The following is a 17,450-nucleotide window of genomic DNA, read 5'->3' on the forward strand; positions in this document are numbered from 1 at the left end:
GCAAGGCCGCCGGCTCCGAAGCGGTTTCGTTCTCCTGCAAGGGAAAGCGAAACCGCTTTTTGCCTTAGGTGCCGGTGCAAAAAGCAATACACTAGCGACGGCATCCATCCTACCCACCCAATGCGAATCCTAGGCATCGACCCCGGCCTGCGCACCACCGGCTTCGGCGTGATCGAGAAGCACGGCAACAAGCTTGCCTACGTGGCCTCGGGCACGATCAAGAGCGACGGCAATTCAACGTTGCCGGAACGGCTGAAGACGCTCTACGACGGCATCAGCGAAGTGTCGCGCACCTATGCACCCGACTGCGCGGCGATCGAGAAGGTCTTCGTCAACGTCAACCCGCAGTCCACGCTGCTGCTCGGCCAGGCCCGCGGCGCGGCGATCTGCGGGCTGGTGGGCTACGGCTTGCCGGTGTTCGAGTACACCGCGCTGCAGCTCAAGGTGGCGGTGGTCGGCTACGGCCGCGCCAACAAGGCGCAGGTGCAGGAAATGGTGACGCGGCTGCTGATGCTGCCCGGCCAGCCCGGCAGCGATGCGGCCGATGCGCTCGGCGTGGCGATCTGCCATGCCAACGGCAGCGATACCCTGGGCACGCTGTCGGGCCTGGCGCCCGACCTGGTGCGCAAAGGCATGCGCGTGCGGCGCGGGCGGCTGGTCGGCTGAACACGCCAGCGGCTGGCGCTTGCTGTGCCCGCTTCCCCATCTCTTACAATCGGGCCTTGGTCTCACCACAGGAACGCTGCATGCCTAGTCAGTCCCGATTGAGCGCGCCGCGCCGGCGCCCCAGCCTCTTCCCTGTTCTTGCCTTCCGGCGTTGGCTGTTTCCGGCCGCCGCGGCCTGGGCCGCGCTGGTCGCGGGCTGCGCCACCGCGCCGCGCCCTAAGCCCGTGTCCGCGGCTCCGGTGCCGGCACCCGCCGCGAGCGCTGCGCCTGCGGCCGCCGCCACCCAGCCTCCCAAACCGCTGGTGATCGCCCATCGCGGCGCCAGCGCGCTGCGCCCCGAACATACACTTTCCGCCTACGCCAAAGCCATCGAGGACGGCGCCGACGCCATCGAGCCCGACCTGGTCATGACACGCGACGGCGTGCTGGTAGCGCGCCACGAGAACGACATCACCGGCACCACCAACGTGGCCGAACTGCCGCAGTTCGCCGAGCGCAAGCGCACCAAGGTGATCGACGGCGAGCGCCTGAGCGGCTGGTTCACCGAAGACTTCACGCTGGCGGAGCTCAAGACGCTGCGCGCGCGTGAGCGCATCCCGCGCCTGCGCCCGGACAATGCGCGCCTGAACGACCAGTTCGAGGTGCCGACCTTCGACGAGATCGTGCGCCTGGCCGAGCAGGCCGCGCTGCGCACCGGCAAACCCATCGGCATCTACGCGGAGCTGAAGCACCCGAGCTACTTCCGCGGCATCGGGCTGCCGCTCGAGGACAAGCTGGTGGCCGCGCTGCGGGCACAACCCTACCTGCGCAACGCACCCGTGTTTATCCAATGCTTCGAGACCGGCAGCCTGCGCGCGCTGCGGCGCACGCTTGGCAGCGGGCAGCCCAACGTGAAGCTGGTGCAGCTCATCGGCAACCCGCGCAAGGGCCCGGCCGACTGGAAGCTGGCGGGCGACGGCCGCACCTTCGGCGACATGCTGGGCGCAACCGGCCTGCGCGAGGTGGCAGCCTATGCCGACGGCATCGGCCCCGAGAAGAGCAGCGTGGTGCCGCGCGATGCGCAGGGCGCGCTGGCTGCGCCGACGCCGGTGGTGCGCCAGGCGCATGCTGCCGGGCTGTTCGTCCATCCCTACACCTTCCGTCCGGAAAACAGCTTCCTGCCCAAGGCGCTCCAGACCGGCGGCGACGACGCCACGCGCAGCCCGTCCGGCATGGAGCGGGAAGTGCAGGCCTTTATCGCGGCCGGCATCGATGGCTTCTTCACCGACGACCCGGCGCTGGGCCGGCGCGCGGTGGATACGCCGGCGCGCTGACCCCGGCAGGGCGGCCGCTGGGCTACACTTGCGGCCGCCTGGTCCCTGACCCCCACCTTCCATTCCCTCCTCCGCACCATGATCGGACGCATCGCCGGCACCCTTATCGAGAAGAATCCCCCGCACCTGCTGGTCGACTGCCACGGCGTCGGCTACGAGGTGGACGTGCCGATGAGCACCTTCTACAACCTGCCCGCGGTGGGCCAGCCGGTGACACTGCTGACGCAGCTGATCGTGCGCGAGGACGCGCACCTGCTGTACGGCTTCGGCACCGCATCGGAGCGCAACACCTTCCGCGAGCTGATCAAGATCACCGGCATCGGCGCGCGCATGGCGCTGGCGGTGCTGTCGGGCATGTCGGTGCCCGAGCTGGCGCAGGCCATCACGCTGCAGGAAGCCGGCCGCCTCACGCGCATTCCCGGCATCGGCAAGAAGACCGCGGAGCGGCTGCTGCTGGAGCTCAAGGGCAAGCTGGGCGCGGAGCTGGGCCACGTGCCGGGCACGCCGGCGGTGCCGGACAGCGCCGTCGACGTGCTCAATGCGCTGCTGGCGCTGGGCTACTCGGAAAAGGAAGCCGCCGCCGCGATCAAGCAGGTGCCGGCGGGGACCGGCGTGTCGGACGGCATCAAGCTGGCGCTCAAGGCATTGTCCAAGGCTTGAGACCTGCATAGGCGCGTAGAATGGCGGATTGTTGCCGCTGTCCGGGCCCCTGACCACCATGATCGAAACTGACAAGCTTGCCGCCCCCGCCCGCGTAATTGCCGCCACCCCCGCCTCGTCGCAGGAGGAGGCGTTCGAGCGCGCGCTGCGGCCCAAGCTGCTGGACGAGTACGTCGGCCAGGAAAAGGTGCGCGGGCAGCTCGATATCTTCATGCACGCCGCGCGCAACCGGCGCGAGGCGCTGGACCACGTGCTGCTGTTCGGCCCGCCGGGCCTGGGCAAGACCACGCTGGCCCACATCATCGCGCGCGAGATGGGCGTCAACCTGCGCCAGACCTCGGGCCCCGTGCTGGAGCGCCCGGGCGACCTGGCCGCGCTGCTGACCAACCTGGAAGCCAACGACGTGCTGTTCATCGACGAGATCCACCGGCTCTCGCCGGTCGTCGAGGAGATCCTGTACCCGGCGCTCGAGGACTACCAGATCGACATCATGATCGGCGAGGGCCCGGCGGCGCGCTCGGTCAAGCTCGACCTGCAGCCGTTCACGCTGGTGGGCGCCACCACGCGTGCCGGCATGCTGACCAACCCGCTGCGCGACCGCTTCGGCATCGTGGCGCGGCTGGAGTTCTATACCGCCGATGAGCTGGCCCGCATCGTCACGCGCTCGGCGCAGCTGCTGCATGCCCGTATCGACCCGCAGGGCGCGCTGGAGATCGCCCGGCGCGCGCGCGGCACGCCCCGTATCGCCAACCGGCTGCTGCGCCGGGTGCGCGACTACGCCGAGGTCAAGGGTGACGGGAACATCACTCGCGCCATGGCCGACGCGGCGCTGGCCATGCTGGACGTGGACAGCGTCGGCTTCGACCTGATGGACCGCAAGCTGCTGGAAGCCGTGCTGCACAAGTTCGGCGGCGGCCCCGTGGGCGTGGACAACCTCGCCGCGGCCATCGGCGAGGAGCGCGACACCATCGAGGACGTGCTCGAGCCCTACCTGATCCAGCAAGGCTACCTGCAGCGCACGCCGCGCGGGCGCGTGGCCACGGCTGCCGCCTACCGGCATTTCGGCCTGGCCAACCCGCAAGGCAGCGGCGCCAGCGAACTGTTCGGCGACGCCTGACAGCACGAAGCAGCAACAGCGCCTTGGCAGGGCCCCGGCGCAGCACCAATTAAACGTTTTAATTTCGCGCTCCAAATTTTTTCGAAGTGGATTGCTGGCCCGTGGCCGATTGTCCACAATGGCTTTATCGGCACCGGCCCGGTGCTGCGATGGCCGCGCCCCGCCAGGCACGGCACCTTCACAAATACGTCAAGGAAAGCCAATGATTCGCCATTCGTCCAGCCTGCTCGCCGCAGCCCTCGCCGCCACCGCGTTCGCCGCCGGCAGTGCCAACGCCCAGCGCCCGCCGGCGCCGGTCGGCGTGGCCGAAGAGGCGGTCATCAGCGGCAAGATCGTCGATATCGATCCCGAATCCAAGGCCGTGCTGGTCCAGGGCCCGCGCGGCAACGTGGTCGAACTGGTGGCTGGCGACGAGGCCCGCAACTTTGGCCAGATCCGCAAGGGCGACATCCTCACCGTGGCGCGTGGCGCCGCGCTGGTCGCCGCGCTTGAGCCGGTCGACAGCAAGGCCACCGCACTGGCCGAATCGGTCGACCGCACCACGCGCGCCGCCGAGGGCGGCAAGCCCGGCATCATGCGCGAGATCACCACCACAGTGACCGCACAGATCACCAAGGTCGACCCGGCCAAGCGCCTGATCACCTTCCGCGGTCCGCGCGAGACGCTGCGCACCGTGAAAGTGCAGGATCCGGCCATCGACCTGAACGGCATCAAGCAGGGCCAGATGGCCAAGATCGTCTACCGTGAAGTCGTGGCCATTACGGTCAAGGCACCCGCGGCAGCCGCAGCCAACTGAGCCACTGAGCCAGACGCGGTACTTTTCCCATCAGGAGGTTACCTATGAATCGTCGCCACTTTGTTACCCGGGTTGCCGGATCGGGCCTGCTCGTTGCCACCGCAATGGCGGCAGGCTGCACCACCACCGGCACCAGCGCCTCGAAGGACCCGGTCGCCAAGAAGCAGGAAATCGATGCAGGGGTGGACGGAGCGCTGAACCGGCTGTTCTCCGCCAACCCCGGCGCACGCGACCTGGCGCAGCGTGCGCAAGGAGTCCTGGTGTTCCCGCGTGTCATCTCGGCCGGCCTGGTGGTAGGCGGCGAGTACGGCGAGGGTGCGCTGCGATCGAAGGGCGCGACGGTCGGCTACTACAGCACGACGCAGGCCTCGGTCGGGCTGACCGCCGGCGGGCAGTCCAAGGCCGTCATCATCATGTTCATGACCCCGGAGGCCTACAACAAGTTTGTTGCCAGCAAGGGCTGGACCGCCGGCGCCGATGCCAACGTGGCGGTGGCCAAGGTCGGCGCGGACGGCAGGCTCGACACCCTGACCAGCCAGCAGCCGGTGATTGCCTTCGTGCAGACCAATGCCGGCCTGATGTTCGACGTCTCGGTAAACGGCTCCAAGATCAGCAAGCTGGATATCTGACCCGGCCACCGGCTGCGCCGCTCCACCTGAAATTCCCGGCTTCGGCCGGGAATTTTCATTTCAGGCGGCCGCAGCAACGCTTGCGCATGCCGCGGCAGAATCCGGGGTCCGCTGGCATAATCGCGCCCAAAACACCGCGCGCCAGCGCGTCCGACCGGGAGCCCCCATGTCCGCCATCCCCGCCAGCGCAGGCCCCGCTGGCCGCGTCTACCGTTACTATGACTTCGTCATGGTGGCCTTTGTCACCGTGCTGCTGTGCTCGAACCTGATCGGCGCGGCCAAGGCGGCACAGGTGACGCTGCCCGTGATCGGCACGGTGACCTTCGGCGCCGGCGTGCTGTTCTTCCCGATCTCCTACATCTTCGGCGACGTGTTGACCGAGGTCTACGGCTACGGCCGCGACCGGCGCGTGGTCTGGGCCGGCTTTGCCGCGCTGGCTTTCGCCACCTTCATGAGCCTGGTGGTGCTGAACATGCCGGTGGCGCCCTTCATGGCGGACTACCAGAAAAGCCTGCAGGACGTGTTCGGCAACACCTGGCGGATTGCGCTCGGCTCGCTGATCGCCTTCTGCTGCGGCAGCTTCACCAACAGCTACGTGCTGGCCAAGATGAAGCTGTGGACCTCGGGGAGGTGGCTGTGGACGCGCACGATCGGCTCTACGCTGGCCGGGGAGCTGGTCGACTCGTCGCTGTTCTACGTGATCGCGTTCTACGGCATCTGGCCGCTGGAGAAGGTGATCCAGGTGGCAGTGGCGCAGTACGTGCTGAAGACCGGCTGGGAAGTGGTGATGACACCGGTGACGTACAAGGTAGTCGGGTTCCTGAAGCGGGCCGAGAACGAGGATTATTTCGACCGCAATACCGACTTCACCCCGTTCCGCGTCCGCGTGTAGCGCTAAGGCACGCGCCGGTCCACCTCGTCCAGCGCCAGGTTTTCAAGGTGGCTGACATCGCCCCACTGCGCCAGCGTCAGGTGGCTGCTGTCGCTGCGTAGCCGGTTGACGCTGGCATTGAGCAGTTCATGCTGGCGCGGTGCTTCCAGCGTCATGCCGGTGGCCTCGCGGTACAGGCAGTCAAGCACGCCACCGTGCGCCACCAGCGCGATGCGCTCGCCGGGGTGCCGGCGCGACAGCGCCAGCACCACCTCGACCGCGCGCTCATGGAAGCCCAGCAGCGATTCGCCTTCAGGCGGCGCGTAGTCCGGCACGCGCGCCTGCCAGCGGGCGAAATCCTCGGGCAGGTGCTCGGCTACTTCGGCGTAGGTCTTACCCTGCAGCGTGCCGTAGCTGCGCTCGCGCAGGCGCGCATCGGGGCGCACCTGCAGCCCGAGCACCTCGGCCAGCGGCGCAGCGGTTTCCATCGCACGCGACAGGTCGCTGGCATAGACCGCATCGATCGGCTCGCCCGCCAGCGCCGTGGCCAGCGCGCGCGCCTGGGCGCGGCCCGTCTCGTTCAGGGGAATGTCGAGCTGGCCCTGCAGCCGGCGCTCCCGGTTCCAGGCCGTTTCGCCGTGGCGGATCACGATCAGGTGGGTATAGGCCAGCGAATGCGGCCCGGGGCTTTGCGACATGCCGTTTCCTTCGGGATTTCCTTTGAGGCCGGCGCCGCGCGGCTGGCGCGGCGCCGGCCAGACGTTATTTCGCCAGATTGGGGTTCAGCGTATAAGTGCCGGTGAGGCTGGCCTGCGCCAGCACATGGCCCTGGATCGCCTCGCGCACCTGCGCGCCGGTGAAGGTGCCATCGAGCGGCAGCCGGTCGATGTCCAGCGCATACAGCGTGAACACGTAGTGGTGCAGCAGCGTGTCGTTCCACGGGGGGCACGGGCCGTCATAGCCGTAGTAGTCGCCCTTCATGTCGGCATCGCCGGCGAACCAGCCGGTGTAGTCGTTGATGCCGTGGCGCAGGCCGCCCGCGGTGGCGGTGCCGCCGGTGGCTTCGGGGCCCGGCTTGCCGCGCGCGATCACGCCGTCGCTGTGCGAGCCCGCCGCGATCGAGGTCAGGCCCGGCGGGATGTCGACCAGCACCCAGTGGAAGAAGTCAACGCGCGGCAGCGCGGCCGGCACTTCGCGGCCTTCCTGGTTGACGTCGTCGCCCTTGCTGGGCACGTCGCGGTCGTGGCAGATCAGCACGAACGAGCGCGTCTCGGCCGGGGCGTCTTCCCAGCGCAGGTCGGGATTGCGGTTATTCGACAGGGCCACGTGGGCGGCGGCGTCGGGCACGCAGAAGGCGAACTCGCCGGGAATCGGCGCGTTGTCGTTGAAGGACTTGCTCCAGAGTTTCATTTGTCTCTCCTGTCTTGGTGCCGCGCCGGGGCGCGGCAGCTTGGAATCTGTTCAGGCCGGCGGCACCCGCAGCCAGAAGGTGACCGGGCCGTCGTTGACCAGGCTGACCTGCATCATCGCGCCGAACTCGCCTGTCTGCACCTGCGGATGGGCGGCGCGCGCCTGCGCCACGAAATGCTCGTACAGGCGCCGGCCGTCCTCGGGCGAGGCAGCGGGCGTGAAACTCGGCCGCGTGCCGCTGTTGGTATCGGCCGCCAGCGTGAACTGCGAAACCACCAGCAGCCCGCCGGCGTTGCCGTTGCCGTCCATGTTCTGAACCGGCAGGTTCATCTTGCCGGCAGCATCGGAAAACACCCGGTACGACAGCATCTTGGCCAGCAGCCGCTCGGCCTGCGCCTCGGTGTCGCCGCGCTCGGCGCAGACCAGCGCCAGCAGGCCGGCGCCGATTTCACCGGTGGTGCGGCCTTCGACCGTGACGCGGGCCTGGGCCACCCGCTGGATCAGCGCGATCATCCCGGCCGCCTCAGGCCAGCGTCACGCGCGCGAAACGGCGCTTGCCCACCTGCACGACATAGGTGCCCGCTGCCACCCTGGTGGCCTTGTCGCTGACCGTGGCGCCATCGATCTTGACGCCGCCCTGCTCGATATTGCGGTTGGCTTCCGAGGTGGACGGCACCAGGTTGGCCTGCTTGAGCAGCTGCGCGATGCCCAGCGGCGCGCCAGTCAGGCTCACTGCCGGGATATCGTCCGGCACGCCGCCGCGGGCGCGGTGGTTGAAGTCTTCCAGCGCCTTCTCGGCATCGGCCTGGCTGTGGAAGCGCGCCACGATTTCCTGCGCCAGCAGCACCTTGCAGTCGCGCGGATTGCGGCCCAGCGCGATTTCCTGCTTCATCAGCTCGATCTCGGCCAGCGGGCGGAACGACAGCAGCGTGTAGTACTGCCACATCAGGTCGTCCGAGATGCTCATCAGCTTGCCGAACATCTCGTTGGGCGCCTCGGTCACGCCGACGTAGTTGCCCTTGGACTTGGACATCTTCTCGACGCCGTCCAGGCCCACCAGCAGCGGCATGGTCAGGATGCACTGCGGCTCCTGGCCGTATTCCTTCTGCAGCTCGCGCCCGACCAGCAGGTTGAACTTCTGGTCGGTGCCGCCGAGCTCCAGGTCTGACTTGAGCGCGACCGAGTCATAGCCCTGCATCAGCGGGTACAGGAACTCATGCACGGAGATCGGAATCCCGGAGCGGAAGCGCTTGGTGAAGTCGTCGCGCTCCATCATGCGCGCCACGGTGTACTTGGCCGCCAGTTGGATCATGCCGCGCGCGCCCAGCGGATCGCACCACTCGCTGTTGTAGCGGATCTCGGTGCGGGCCGGGTCCAGCACCAGGCTGGCCTGGCGGTAGTAGGTCTGGGCGTTGGCCTCGATCTGCTCGCGCGTGAGCGGCGGGCGCGTGCTGTTGCGGCCCGACGGATCGCCGATGGTCGAGGTGAAGTCGCCGATCAGGAAGATCACCTGGTGGCCGAGGTCCTGCAGCTGGCGCAGCTTGTTCAGCACCACGGTATGGCCGATATGGATGTCGGGCGCGGTCGGATCCAGGCCCAGCTTGATGCGCAGCGGCACGCCGGTGGCCTCGCTGCGCGCCAGCTTCTGCGCCCATTCGGATTCGATCAGCAGTTCGTCGCAGCCTCGCTTGGAGACTTCCAGGGCCTGCATCACCGACGGCGTCAGGGGGTATTTGGCCGTAGGGCCCGTGGCAACTTCAGTCATGACGTAAGTCTTTGAAATACTTGAAATTTTAGGAAATTTCCTGACAGCCGCCAGAGCCGGATTTTGGTATAATCCGCGATTCCCGGCGCCTACGGAAGCCTTTCCAGTGCGCCACCCGCCACTTTATGCAGCAATGCAGGCGGCCAAATAACAGTGAAGAGCCCGCGCCGCACCTCGGGGGAGGAAGGCAGACGAGACACATCGTCCCCGGCAGCGGTGCTCAGACCAAGGTTGAATTTTACGTGATGTGGTCCAGACTCCGCGAAGTTTTCGCGCGTGAGCTGGTGGTTCTTGTCGATCCGACCAACCCCCAGCACGCGCGGCGGCGCAAACAACTGACGGCCTCGGTGGGCGCAATCTTCACGCTCGGCATGGCCGCGGCGATGGGCGTTGCGCCGCGCAGCGCCTTTGACGATCCGCTCGCACCGCGCACGCAGCAGGCGCTGCGCATGCCCGACGTGCGCGAGCAACTTGAACAGCTTACCGACAGCCAGGCCGTCTACGTGCGCGAAGAACGCATGCAGCGCGGCGACACCATCGCCAGCCTGCTCAAGCGGCTGGGCGTGGACGATGCCGACGCGCAGGCGTTCATCGTCAAGAACCCGACCGCGCGCGGCCTGTTCAACCTGAACCCCGGCCAGGCGGTGCAGGCGGAGATCGACGAAAGCAACACGCTGGTGTCGCTGCAGGCCAACCTGGGCGGCGACGCAGCCGCCTCGCGCGAGCTGGTGATCGAACGCGTGCGCGCGGCCAGCGACAACACCGCCGCCGCCTACAAGGCCAAGGTGCAGCGCGTCGACAATGACGTGCACTATGAGATGGCCTCGGGCGCGATTTCCGCGGGCGGTTTCTTCAAGGCCATGGACGCGGCCAACGTGCCCGACGAAGTCGTGCAGCAGATGCTGTCGATCTTCTCCGGCGTGATCGACTTCCACCACGACATCGCCAGCGGCGACCGCTTCCGCATCATCTACGAAGCGGGCTTCCGCGACGGCACCTTCGTGCGCAACGGCCGCGTGGTCGCACTGGAGCTGATCAACCGCAACCAGCTGCACCAGGCGCTGTGGTTCGCGCCCGAAGACAGCAAGGACGGCGGCGCCTACTACACCTTCGACGGGCGCAGCATGAAGCGGCCGTTCCTGCGTTCGCCGGTGGAATTCTCGCGCGTGTCGTCGGGCTTCGGCGGCCGCGAGCATCCGCTGCATCATGACTGGGCGCAGCACAAGGGCGTGGACTTCGCCGCCCCGACCGGCACCAAGGTGCTGGCCACCGGCGACGGCGTGGTCGAGTTCGTGGGCCAGCAGAACGGCTACGGCAATATCGTCATCCTGAACCACGCCAACGGCTACTCGACCTACTACGCGCACCTGTCCGGCTTTGCCGGCATGCGCCAGGGCCAGCCGGTGCGCCAGGGCCAGCTGATCGGCTATGTCGGCTCGACCGGCTGGGCCACCGGCCCGCACCTGCACTATGAGTTCCGCTTCAACGACGTGCCGCAGAACCCGCTGACCATCACGCTGATGGAATCGCCAACGCTGACCGGCAAGTCGCGCCAGGAATTCCTGACCTACACCAGCGGGCTGCTCAGCCGCATCAATGCGCTGCGCACCTACAACGTGCTGACCGCCTCCAACTGACCGCGCCCATCGTGACCCAGCCCGCGCCTGGCAGCGAACGCTATATCGGCATCATGTCCGGCACCAGCATGGACGGTGCCGACGCAGTGCTGGTGGATTTCAGCGGCGCGCGGCCCGCCGTGCTGGCGGCCGCCAGCCAGCCTTTCCCCGACACGCTGCGCGCGGCATTCTCTGCCCTGCAGCAGCCGGGCGAGGACGAGATCCATCGCGAGGCGCTGGCAGCCAATGCACTGGCGCAGGTCTACGCCGACTGCGTGGCGGCACTGCTGAGCGAGGCCCAGGTCGACGCGGCCGCGGTGGCCGCCATCGGCGCCCACGGCCAGACTATCCGCCACCGGCCGGGCCTGTACGACGGCATCGGCTACACCCGCCAAAGCCAGCATCCGGCGCATCTGGCCGAGCTCGCCGGCATCGACGTGGTGGCGGACTTCCGCAGCCGCGACCTCGCCGCCGGTGGCCAGGGCGCGCCGCTGGTGCCGGCGCTGCACCATGCGCTGTTCGGCAGCGACGCCGAAACCCGCGTTGCCTGCAATATCGGCGGCATCTCCAATATCAGCATCCTGCCCGCGGCGGGCGGCGCCGTCAGCGGCTTTGACTGCGGCCCGGGCAATGCGCTGCTCGACTACTGGGTCGGCCGCCACCGCGGGCTTCCCTTCGACAGCAACGGCGACTGGGCCGCCAGCGGGCGGGTCGACGCCGCGCTGCTGGCGCAGTGCCTGGCCGAGCCCTACTTCAGCGCAGCACCGCCCAAGAGCACCGGGCGCGACCTGTTCCATCCGGGCTGGCTCGAAGCCCGTCTCGCCTCGTTCCAACACCTCGCGCCTGCCGATGTGCAGGCGACACTGGCCGCGCTGACTGCCGAGGCCATCGCGCGCGACATGCGCACCCATGCGCCTGATGCGCGCCGCCTGATCGTCTGCGGCGGCGGCGCCCGCAATGCGTTCGTGATGGCACGACTGACGCAGGCATTGCCCGGCGTGGCCATCGAGACCTCGGATGACTACGGCGTGCCGGTGTCGCAGGTCGAAGCCATCGCCTTTGCCTGGCTGGCACGCCAGTGCCTGCTGCGCCTGCCCGGCAACGTGCCCACCGTGACCGGCGCCGCCGGGCCGCGCGTGCTGGGCGCGATCTATCCGCGCTAAGGCAGGCGCATCGCGCCGCCCGCCTCCACCCAATCCATGAACGCTTGTGCCAGCGGCGAGGCCCGCATGGCCGGCGAGCGCGCCAGCACCACGCGCTGCGGCGTCACCGGCTCGCGCAGCGGCAGGCAGGCGATCGGCACGCCGTCGTAGCTGTGGTCGCCGGCCGGGCGCGTGCACGACAGCGCCACGCCATAGCCGTGCGCCACCAGTCCGCGCTGCATCTCGAAGGTCTGCGTGTACTGGTGCAGCACCGGGTGCAGGCCATGCGCCCAGAACAGCGACAGGAAGTACTCGCGCGTCTGCGGGATGTCCTCGAGGATCAGCCGTTCGCCGGCCAGGTCGGCCAGGCTCACATCGGTGCCGCTTGCCAGCGGATGGCCGGCGGGCAGCAGCGCATAGGGTGCCAGTTCCGCCAGCGTGCGGCGCTCGGTGCGGGAATCGAGCCCCAGTTCATAGGTCAGCGCCAGTTCGGCCTTGCCCGCCTGCAGCGTGCGGTGGACGGTCGCCAGGTCGGCCTCGAACAAGGTCACCGAGATGCCCGGATGGTGCCGGCGCAGCCCCGCCAGCAGACGTGGCACAAAGTACGGCCCGAGGTCCTGGAAGCAGGTCAGCGAGAGCTGGCCGGTCAACCCCCGGCCGGTGGCGTCGTCCACGGTGAGGCCGGCCGCCAGCGCAAGGATGTCTCGTGCCCGCCCCAGCAGGCGCTGACCGGCGGGCGTCAGCGACAACCCACGGCTGACCTGGCGCCTGAAGAGAGGCTCGCCCAGAGTGTCTTCCAGCTGCGCGATCGCGGTGGAGACAGACGGCTGCGACACATGGCGCGCGCGAGCCGCCGCGCTGATGCTGCCGTGCTCGGCTGCGGCGACAAAGTATTCGAGCTGGCGGAAAGAGAAGGGGATCATGATTTCCTATATCGCAACATAGGAAATATATGCTTTTCCTATCCCCAATGCATGGCGATACTGGGCACATCGCCCCCACACAATATCGCCATGAACATCACCCAGGAACACATCGACACCTACCAGCGCGACGGCGTGCTGGTGCTGCGCGGCGCTTTCACCGACTGGGTCGAACGGCTGCGCGACGGCTTTGCGCAGAACCTGGCCGAGCCGGGCCCCTTCGCCATCGAGAACGTACGGCCCGGCGAAAGCGGGCGCTTCTTCGAGGACTACTGCAACTGGCAGCGCATTACGCCGTTCGATGACTTTATCCGCCAGTCGCCGGCGGCTGCCATTGCCGGGCGCATCATGCAGTCGCAGGCGGTGCAGGTGTTCCACGAACACATCCTGGTCAAGGAGCCCGGCACGGCCAAGCCCACGCCGTGGCACCAGGACCTGCCCTACTACTGTGTCGACGGCACCCAGACCGCGAGCTACTGGATCCCGCTGGACCCGGTGACGCAGGCCAATACCCTGCGCGTGGTGGCCGGCTCGCACCGCTGGGCGCGGCTGGTGCGGCCCAAGCGCTGGGCCAGCAGCGAGAACTTCTATGGAGGTAACGACGCCTTCATGGAGATGCCGGACGTGGAAGACGGCAGCTACACCCTGCTCGCACCGGAACTGGAGCCAGGCGATGCCGTGGTGTTCGACTTCCGTACCGTGCATGGCGCTGCCGGCAATACCGGCAGCGGGCGCCGGCGAGCGTTCTCGGCGCGCTTCCTGGGCGACGACGTGCGCTTCATGCAGCGGCCCGGGCGCACCTCACCGCCCTTTCCCGGCATCGATCAGCAGACCGGCGAGCGCATGCGCGAAGACTGGTTTCCCGTGGTCTGGCGCGCCGCGCGGTAAGCCATCGCGGAAAAGAAAAAACGCACCCGAAGGTGCGTTTTTTTCTGGGCCGGTGCCGGTCAGACCGAGAACGACGAGCCGCAACCGCAGGTGGTCGAGGCATTCGGGTTCTTGATCACGAACTGCGCCCCGTTGATGTCTTCCTTGTAGTCGATCTCGGCGCCGACCAGGTACTGGTAGCTCATCGAGTCGATCAGCAGGGTGACGCCGTTCTTGACCATGGTGGTGTCGTCTTCGTTGACTTCCTCATCGAAGGTGAAGCCATACTGGAAGCCGGAGCAGCCGCCGCCCTGCACGAACACGCGCAGTTTCAGTTCGGCATTGCCCTCTTCCTCGATCAACTGCTTGACCTTGTCGGCGGCGCTGTCGGTAAAGACGAACGGTGCCGGCACGTCCTCGGTAACGGGTGCCTCTGCGACTGCGTTCATGGGGGGTTCTCCTGTTTAGATACGCCTGTATTCTAAGCGCTACTGAAAGATCGTGCCGAAACCCTGTGTTTTCAAGGGGTTCCCGGCATGGCGGGTGCCGCTCAGGCGGCCTTTTCAGTGGGTTGGGTGTCGGCAGCGGGCGTTGCGCGGTCCGTGACAGCAGCCTCGTCCGCCGCTTCCGTCACTTCGACCGCCGGCGCCGCCTCGACCAGGTTCGGCAGCGCCTTGATCTCGCCTTGCACCAGCGGCATCAGGCGGCCTTCGACCAGCGCGCCCTGGTGCATTTCCAGCGCCGCATAGCGCACGTCGCCCAGCACGCGGGCATGCGGCTGCAGTTCGAGCAGGTCGGTGGCCTGCACCGGGCCCTTGACGGTGCCGTTGAGCACCAGGTGGCCGACGCTGATCTCGCCCTCGACCATGCCTTTTTCGCTGACCACCAGCATGCTCGGCTTGCCCGGCGCCGCGGTGACGTTGCCGCGCACGCGGCCGTCCAGGCGCAGGCCGCCCGCAAATACCAGGTCGCCGTCGACGGCGGTGTGTTCGCCGATCAGAGTATCGATCGAAAGACCCTTCTTTTTCGAAAACAGCATCACTCTCACTCCTCTCTCGTTCGTGCCGAACCCTCCGGCCGTGGCGCATTCGCGCCGGCAAGCAGCACTTGCCGATGGCGACAGGGCGTGATTGTAGCCGCGCGCAGCCCATACCCCACAAAAGTATGGCTGCCCAATCGCTTTTTCGGCAGGCCAGAGTATTTCCGTACCCTGCAGGCGAAAAAAAACCGCACGGCCAGCGTGCGGTTTCTTTGGTCTCGCAAGATCCGGCAGTACCGGACCTGCGAAAACGCATCAGCGCTTCGAGAACTGCTTGCGACGACGCGCCTTGTGGAAGCCGACCTTCTTACGCTCGACTTCACGTGCATCGCGCGTGACGTAGCCAGCCTTCGACAGGGCCGACTTCAGGGTCGCATCGTAGTCGATCAGGGCGCGGGTGATGCCGTGGCGCACTGCGCCGGCCTGGCCGGTTTCGCCACCGCCGGTCACGTTGACCTTGATGTCGAACGTTTCAGCGTGAGCGGTCAGTTCCAGGGGCTGGCGCACGATCATCAGCGAGGTTTCGCGAGCGAAATACTCTTTGATGGGCTTGCCGTTGACGATGATATCGCCCTTGCCCGACTTGATGAAGACACGAGCCACAGCGCTCTTGCGGCGGCCAGTACCGTAATTCCAGTTACCGATCATGGATTGGCCTCCTTAGATTTCCAGCGCCTTGGGCTGCTGCGCTTCATGCGGATGCTCGGCTTCGGCGTAAACCTTCAGCTTCTTGATCATCGCGTAGCCCAGCGGACCCTTCGGCAGCATGCCCTTGACAGCCTTTTCCAGGGCACGGCCCGGGAAACGCTGCTGCATCTTGCCGAACGTCGTTTCGTAGATACCGCCCGGGTAGCCCGAATGGCGATAGTACTTCTTGTCCGTTTCCTTGGTACCCGTGACACGCAGCTTGGCTGCATTGACGATGATGATGTAATCACCCGTGTCGACGTGCGGAGTGAATTCCGGCTTGTGCTTGCCGCGCAGACGGCGTGCCACTTCGCTGGCGACACGGCCGAGGACTTTGTCCGTCGCGTCAATCACGTACCAGTCGCGCTTTACCTCATGAGGCTTGGCGGAAAAGGTCTTCATGATTTTTCCTGACTATTAGTTCGTACCCGAAATCCGACTCGCGAAGGCTTGTACTCGCCCCTGCAAGTCTTGTGGCTGGCCCGTGAGGGCTGGCCTGATCCTGCTCTTTCTTCCGCGGGTATGACGGAAAGCCTTCCATTATACTGGCGGCTACCGGAACCACACAAGCAAAGACTGACCTTTTCGTCAAGGTCGCCGCCATCGCGGGCCCAAACCAGGGCAGCGTCGCGCGCTTTTCAGTGCTTAGCGCGCCAGAACGCAGGGGCGAAAAAAAACCCAAGCGGTTGAGCTTGGGTTTGAATCCACCAAAGGAGGAGGGTGGAGGAGACACTGGGAGATCGACGGAGGGACTGGCGGGCGGTGCGGCTTGCCCTGGGGCTTCGCTTTCGCACTCTGGCGCGCTGTCAGTGCCGTCGTTCAATGATTCAAATTATACATGGGGTTTTCCCCAGTGCAAGCAAAATTTGTACTGCGAAATGCAATTTCGTATTGCGGAAAGAAAAACGTGACGCACCAGACAGGGCATTTCGATTAAAAATCAATGACTTACGAAAAATCAAGGTATGTCATTGAGCTGTCATACTAGAGGAAACCCTCAGATTTCATAGGGATTTGGGCGTCAGCAACCCAAGCCGGGCGATGCCATATACTGAGAATTGCAAGATTCGAGATCATGCGCCTGTGATCGGAAGCACACAATATAAACGACAGGAACGAACAAAATGGAATGCAAAGTGACATGGATGGGTGCCGACGGCATGAGCTTCGTGGCCCAGACCGGCAGCGGCCATATCGTGGCGATGGACGGTGCGCCCGACGGCGGCGGCCATAACCTGGCACCGCGGCCGATGGAGATGGTGCTGCTCGGCACCGGCGGCTGCACCGCCTATGACGTGGTGCTGATCCTCAAGCGCGGCCGCCAGGACGTTTCCGGCTGCAGCGTGCAGCTGCAGGCCGAGCGCGCCGGCGAGGACCCCAAAGTCTTCACCCGCATCAACTTCCATTTTGTGGTGACCGGCAAGAATCTCAACCCCGCCACGGTCGAGCGTGCCATCAAGCTGTCGCACGAAAAGTACTGCTCGGCGTCGATCATGCTGGCCAAGACGGCCGAGATCACGCACACGATGGAAATCGTCGAAGCCTGAAAGGAAGATGCAGACCCGGTACGCCGTGGTGGCGCCGGGTCATGCCGGAAGAAGAAGCAAAGCAGGCCGATAAGCCGGATTCTGTGCGCCCCGCCCGCCTTGCGGCAAACGGTGCGTGACAACCATTCCTCTAGGCCGGCTGTTACCAGCCGGCTCCAGCTCCCTACCCGCAGACTCAGCGGGCCGCTTCATCGCCTGCCTATTTGGGATTGCTCCAGGTGGAGGTTACCGCGTTTCACCCTTCCCGCCGGGCGAACCCGGCGGCAAGACTCGTCTCTGTGGCCCTATTCCGCACGTTGCCGTGGATGGCTGTTAGCCAACACCCTGCCCTGTGGAGTCCGGACTTTCCTCCCCCTGCACCTTGCGGTGCAGGCAGCGGTTGCCTGGCCTGCTTTGCGGCCC

Annotated in this window: 20 protein-coding genes and 1 other RNA gene; 11 read left to right on the forward strand and 10 right to left on the reverse strand. The window is 66.5% G+C overall.

Annotated features, from left to right (window positions below):
• The first annotated feature begins 120 nt into the window (after positions 1-120).
• The 7 genes from ruvC to C265_RS25660 all read left to right on the forward strand — a co-directional run bounded on the left by ruvC (position 121) and on the right by C265_RS25660 (position 6,073).
• A complete protein-coding gene (ruvC, locus tag C265_RS25630; protein ID WP_010813889.1) occupies positions 121-666 on the forward strand; it encodes a crossover junction endodeoxyribonuclease RuvC in 546 nt (181 codons plus the stop codon).
• A gap of 80 nt (positions 667-746) precedes the next feature.
• Positions 747-1,979 (forward strand): glycerophosphodiester phosphodiesterase, encoded by a 1,233-nt coding sequence (locus tag C265_RS25635; RefSeq protein WP_081645162.1) that lies wholly within the window; start codon positions 747-749, stop codon positions 1,977-1,979.
• A 78-nt stretch (positions 1,980-2,057) separates the two neighbouring features.
• Positions 2,058-2,639, forward strand: coding sequence for a Holliday junction branch migration protein RuvA (gene ruvA / locus C265_RS25640; protein WP_010813891.1), 582 nt, complete (start codon positions 2,058-2,060; stop codon positions 2,637-2,639).
• Between the two features lie 58 nt (positions 2,640-2,697).
• Positions 2,698-3,756, forward strand: a complete 1,059-nt coding sequence (gene ruvB / locus C265_RS25645) for a Holliday junction branch migration DNA helicase RuvB (RefSeq protein WP_010813892.1) — start codon at positions 2,698-2,700, stop codon at positions 3,754-3,756.
• 202 nt (positions 3,757-3,958) lie between these two features.
• Complete coding sequence (locus tag C265_RS25650; RefSeq protein WP_010813893.1) at positions 3,959-4,552, forward strand: hypothetical protein; 594 nt, start codon at positions 3,959-3,961, stop codon at positions 4,550-4,552.
• 44 nt (positions 4,553-4,596) lie between these two features.
• Positions 4,597-5,181 (forward strand): YSC84-related protein, encoded by a 585-nt coding sequence (locus tag C265_RS25655; protein WP_010813894.1) that lies wholly within the window; start codon positions 4,597-4,599, stop codon positions 5,179-5,181.
• A 166-nt stretch (positions 5,182-5,347) separates the two neighbouring features.
• Entirely contained in the window at positions 5,348-6,073 is a 726-nt protein-coding gene (locus C265_RS25660) for a queuosine precursor transporter (RefSeq protein WP_010813895.1), read from the forward strand.
• A 2-nt stretch (positions 6,074-6,075) separates the two neighbouring features.
• Here the strand turns inward: C265_RS25660 and C265_RS25665 are convergent, their stop codons facing one another.
• From C265_RS25665 to tyrS, 4 genes are all read right to left on the reverse strand, one after another.
• Positions 6,076-6,750: a histidine phosphatase family protein gene (locus tag C265_RS25665; protein ID WP_010813896.1), complete on the reverse strand. Its 675-nt coding sequence runs from the start codon at positions 6,748-6,750 to the stop codon at positions 6,076-6,078.
• A gap of 64 nt (positions 6,751-6,814) precedes the next feature.
• Positions 6,815-7,462: a YbhB/YbcL family Raf kinase inhibitor-like protein gene (locus tag C265_RS25670; RefSeq protein ID WP_010813897.1), complete on the reverse strand. Its 648-nt coding sequence runs from the start codon at positions 7,460-7,462 to the stop codon at positions 6,815-6,817.
• Between the two features lie 51 nt (positions 7,463-7,513).
• Positions 7,514-7,975, reverse strand: coding sequence for a D-aminoacyl-tRNA deacylase (gene dtd / locus C265_RS25675; RefSeq protein ID WP_010813898.1), 462 nt, complete (start codon positions 7,973-7,975; stop codon positions 7,514-7,516).
• Between the two features lie 10 nt (positions 7,976-7,985).
• Complete coding sequence (gene tyrS / locus C265_RS25680; RefSeq protein WP_010813899.1) at positions 7,986-9,227, reverse strand: tyrosine--tRNA ligase; 1,242 nt, start codon at positions 9,225-9,227, stop codon at positions 7,986-7,988.
• 245 nt (positions 9,228-9,472) lie between these two features.
• Between tyrS and C265_RS25685 the strand changes: the two genes are divergently transcribed.
• Both C265_RS25685 and C265_RS25690 read left to right on the forward strand, forming a co-directional pair.
• The gene (locus tag C265_RS25685; protein WP_010813900.1) at positions 9,473-10,864 is read left to right on the forward strand and encodes a M23 family metallopeptidase; all 1,392 of its coding nucleotides are present in this window, start codon (positions 9,473-9,475) and stop codon (positions 10,862-10,864) included.
• 11 nt (positions 10,865-10,875) lie between these two features.
• A complete protein-coding gene (locus C265_RS25690) occupies positions 10,876-12,006 on the forward strand; it encodes an anhydro-N-acetylmuramic acid kinase (RefSeq protein WP_010813901.1) in 1,131 nt (376 codons plus the stop codon).
• Here the strand turns inward: C265_RS25690 and C265_RS25695 are convergent.
• Entirely contained in the window at positions 12,003-12,908 is a 906-nt protein-coding gene (locus C265_RS25695) for a LysR family transcriptional regulator (protein ID WP_010813902.1), read from the reverse strand. The genes C265_RS25690 and C265_RS25695 overlap by 4 nt on opposite strands.
• Before the next feature lie 90 nt (positions 12,909-12,998).
• Here C265_RS25695 and C265_RS25700 point away from each other — a divergent pair, with 90 nt between their 5' ends.
• Entirely contained in the window at positions 12,999-13,796 is a 798-nt protein-coding gene (locus C265_RS25700) for a phytanoyl-CoA dioxygenase family protein (protein WP_010813903.1), read from the forward strand.
• Between the two features lie 59 nt (positions 13,797-13,855).
• Here the strand turns inward: C265_RS25700 and erpA are convergent, their stop codons facing one another.
• From erpA to rplM, 4 genes are all read right to left on the reverse strand, one after another.
• Complete coding sequence (gene erpA / locus C265_RS25705; protein ID WP_010813904.1) at positions 13,856-14,224, reverse strand: iron-sulfur cluster insertion protein ErpA; 369 nt, start codon at positions 14,222-14,224, stop codon at positions 13,856-13,858.
• 101 nt (positions 14,225-14,325) lie between these two features.
• Positions 14,326-14,814 (reverse strand): polymer-forming cytoskeletal protein, encoded by a 489-nt coding sequence (locus C265_RS25710; RefSeq protein WP_010813905.1) that lies wholly within the window; start codon positions 14,812-14,814, stop codon positions 14,326-14,328.
• A gap of 255 nt (positions 14,815-15,069) precedes the next feature.
• Positions 15,070-15,462: a 30S ribosomal protein S9 gene (rpsI, locus tag C265_RS25715; RefSeq protein ID WP_010813906.1), complete on the reverse strand. Its 393-nt coding sequence runs from the start codon at positions 15,460-15,462 to the stop codon at positions 15,070-15,072.
• Between the two features lie 12 nt (positions 15,463-15,474).
• The gene (rplM, locus tag C265_RS25720; RefSeq protein WP_010813907.1) at positions 15,475-15,903 is read right to left on the reverse strand and encodes a 50S ribosomal protein L13; all 429 of its coding nucleotides are present in this window, start codon (positions 15,901-15,903) and stop codon (positions 15,475-15,477) included.
• A gap of 722 nt (positions 15,904-16,625) precedes the next feature.
• Between rplM and C265_RS25725 the strand changes: the two genes are divergently transcribed.
• Positions 16,626-17,048, forward strand: a complete 423-nt coding sequence (locus C265_RS25725; protein WP_010813908.1) for an OsmC family protein — start codon at positions 16,626-16,628, stop codon at positions 17,046-17,048.
• A gap of 54 nt (positions 17,049-17,102) precedes the next feature.
• Here the strand turns inward: C265_RS25725 and rnpB are convergent.
• An RNA gene (rnpB, locus tag C265_RS31090) (RNase P RNA component class A) lies at positions 17,103-17,443 on the reverse strand.
• Positions 17,444-17,450: the final 7 nt, after the last annotated feature.

The sequence above is a fragment of the Cupriavidus sp. GA3-3 genome (assembly GCF_000389805.1).
Lineage (GTDB): Bacteria > Pseudomonadota > Gammaproteobacteria > Burkholderiales > Burkholderiaceae > Cupriavidus > Cupriavidus necator_D.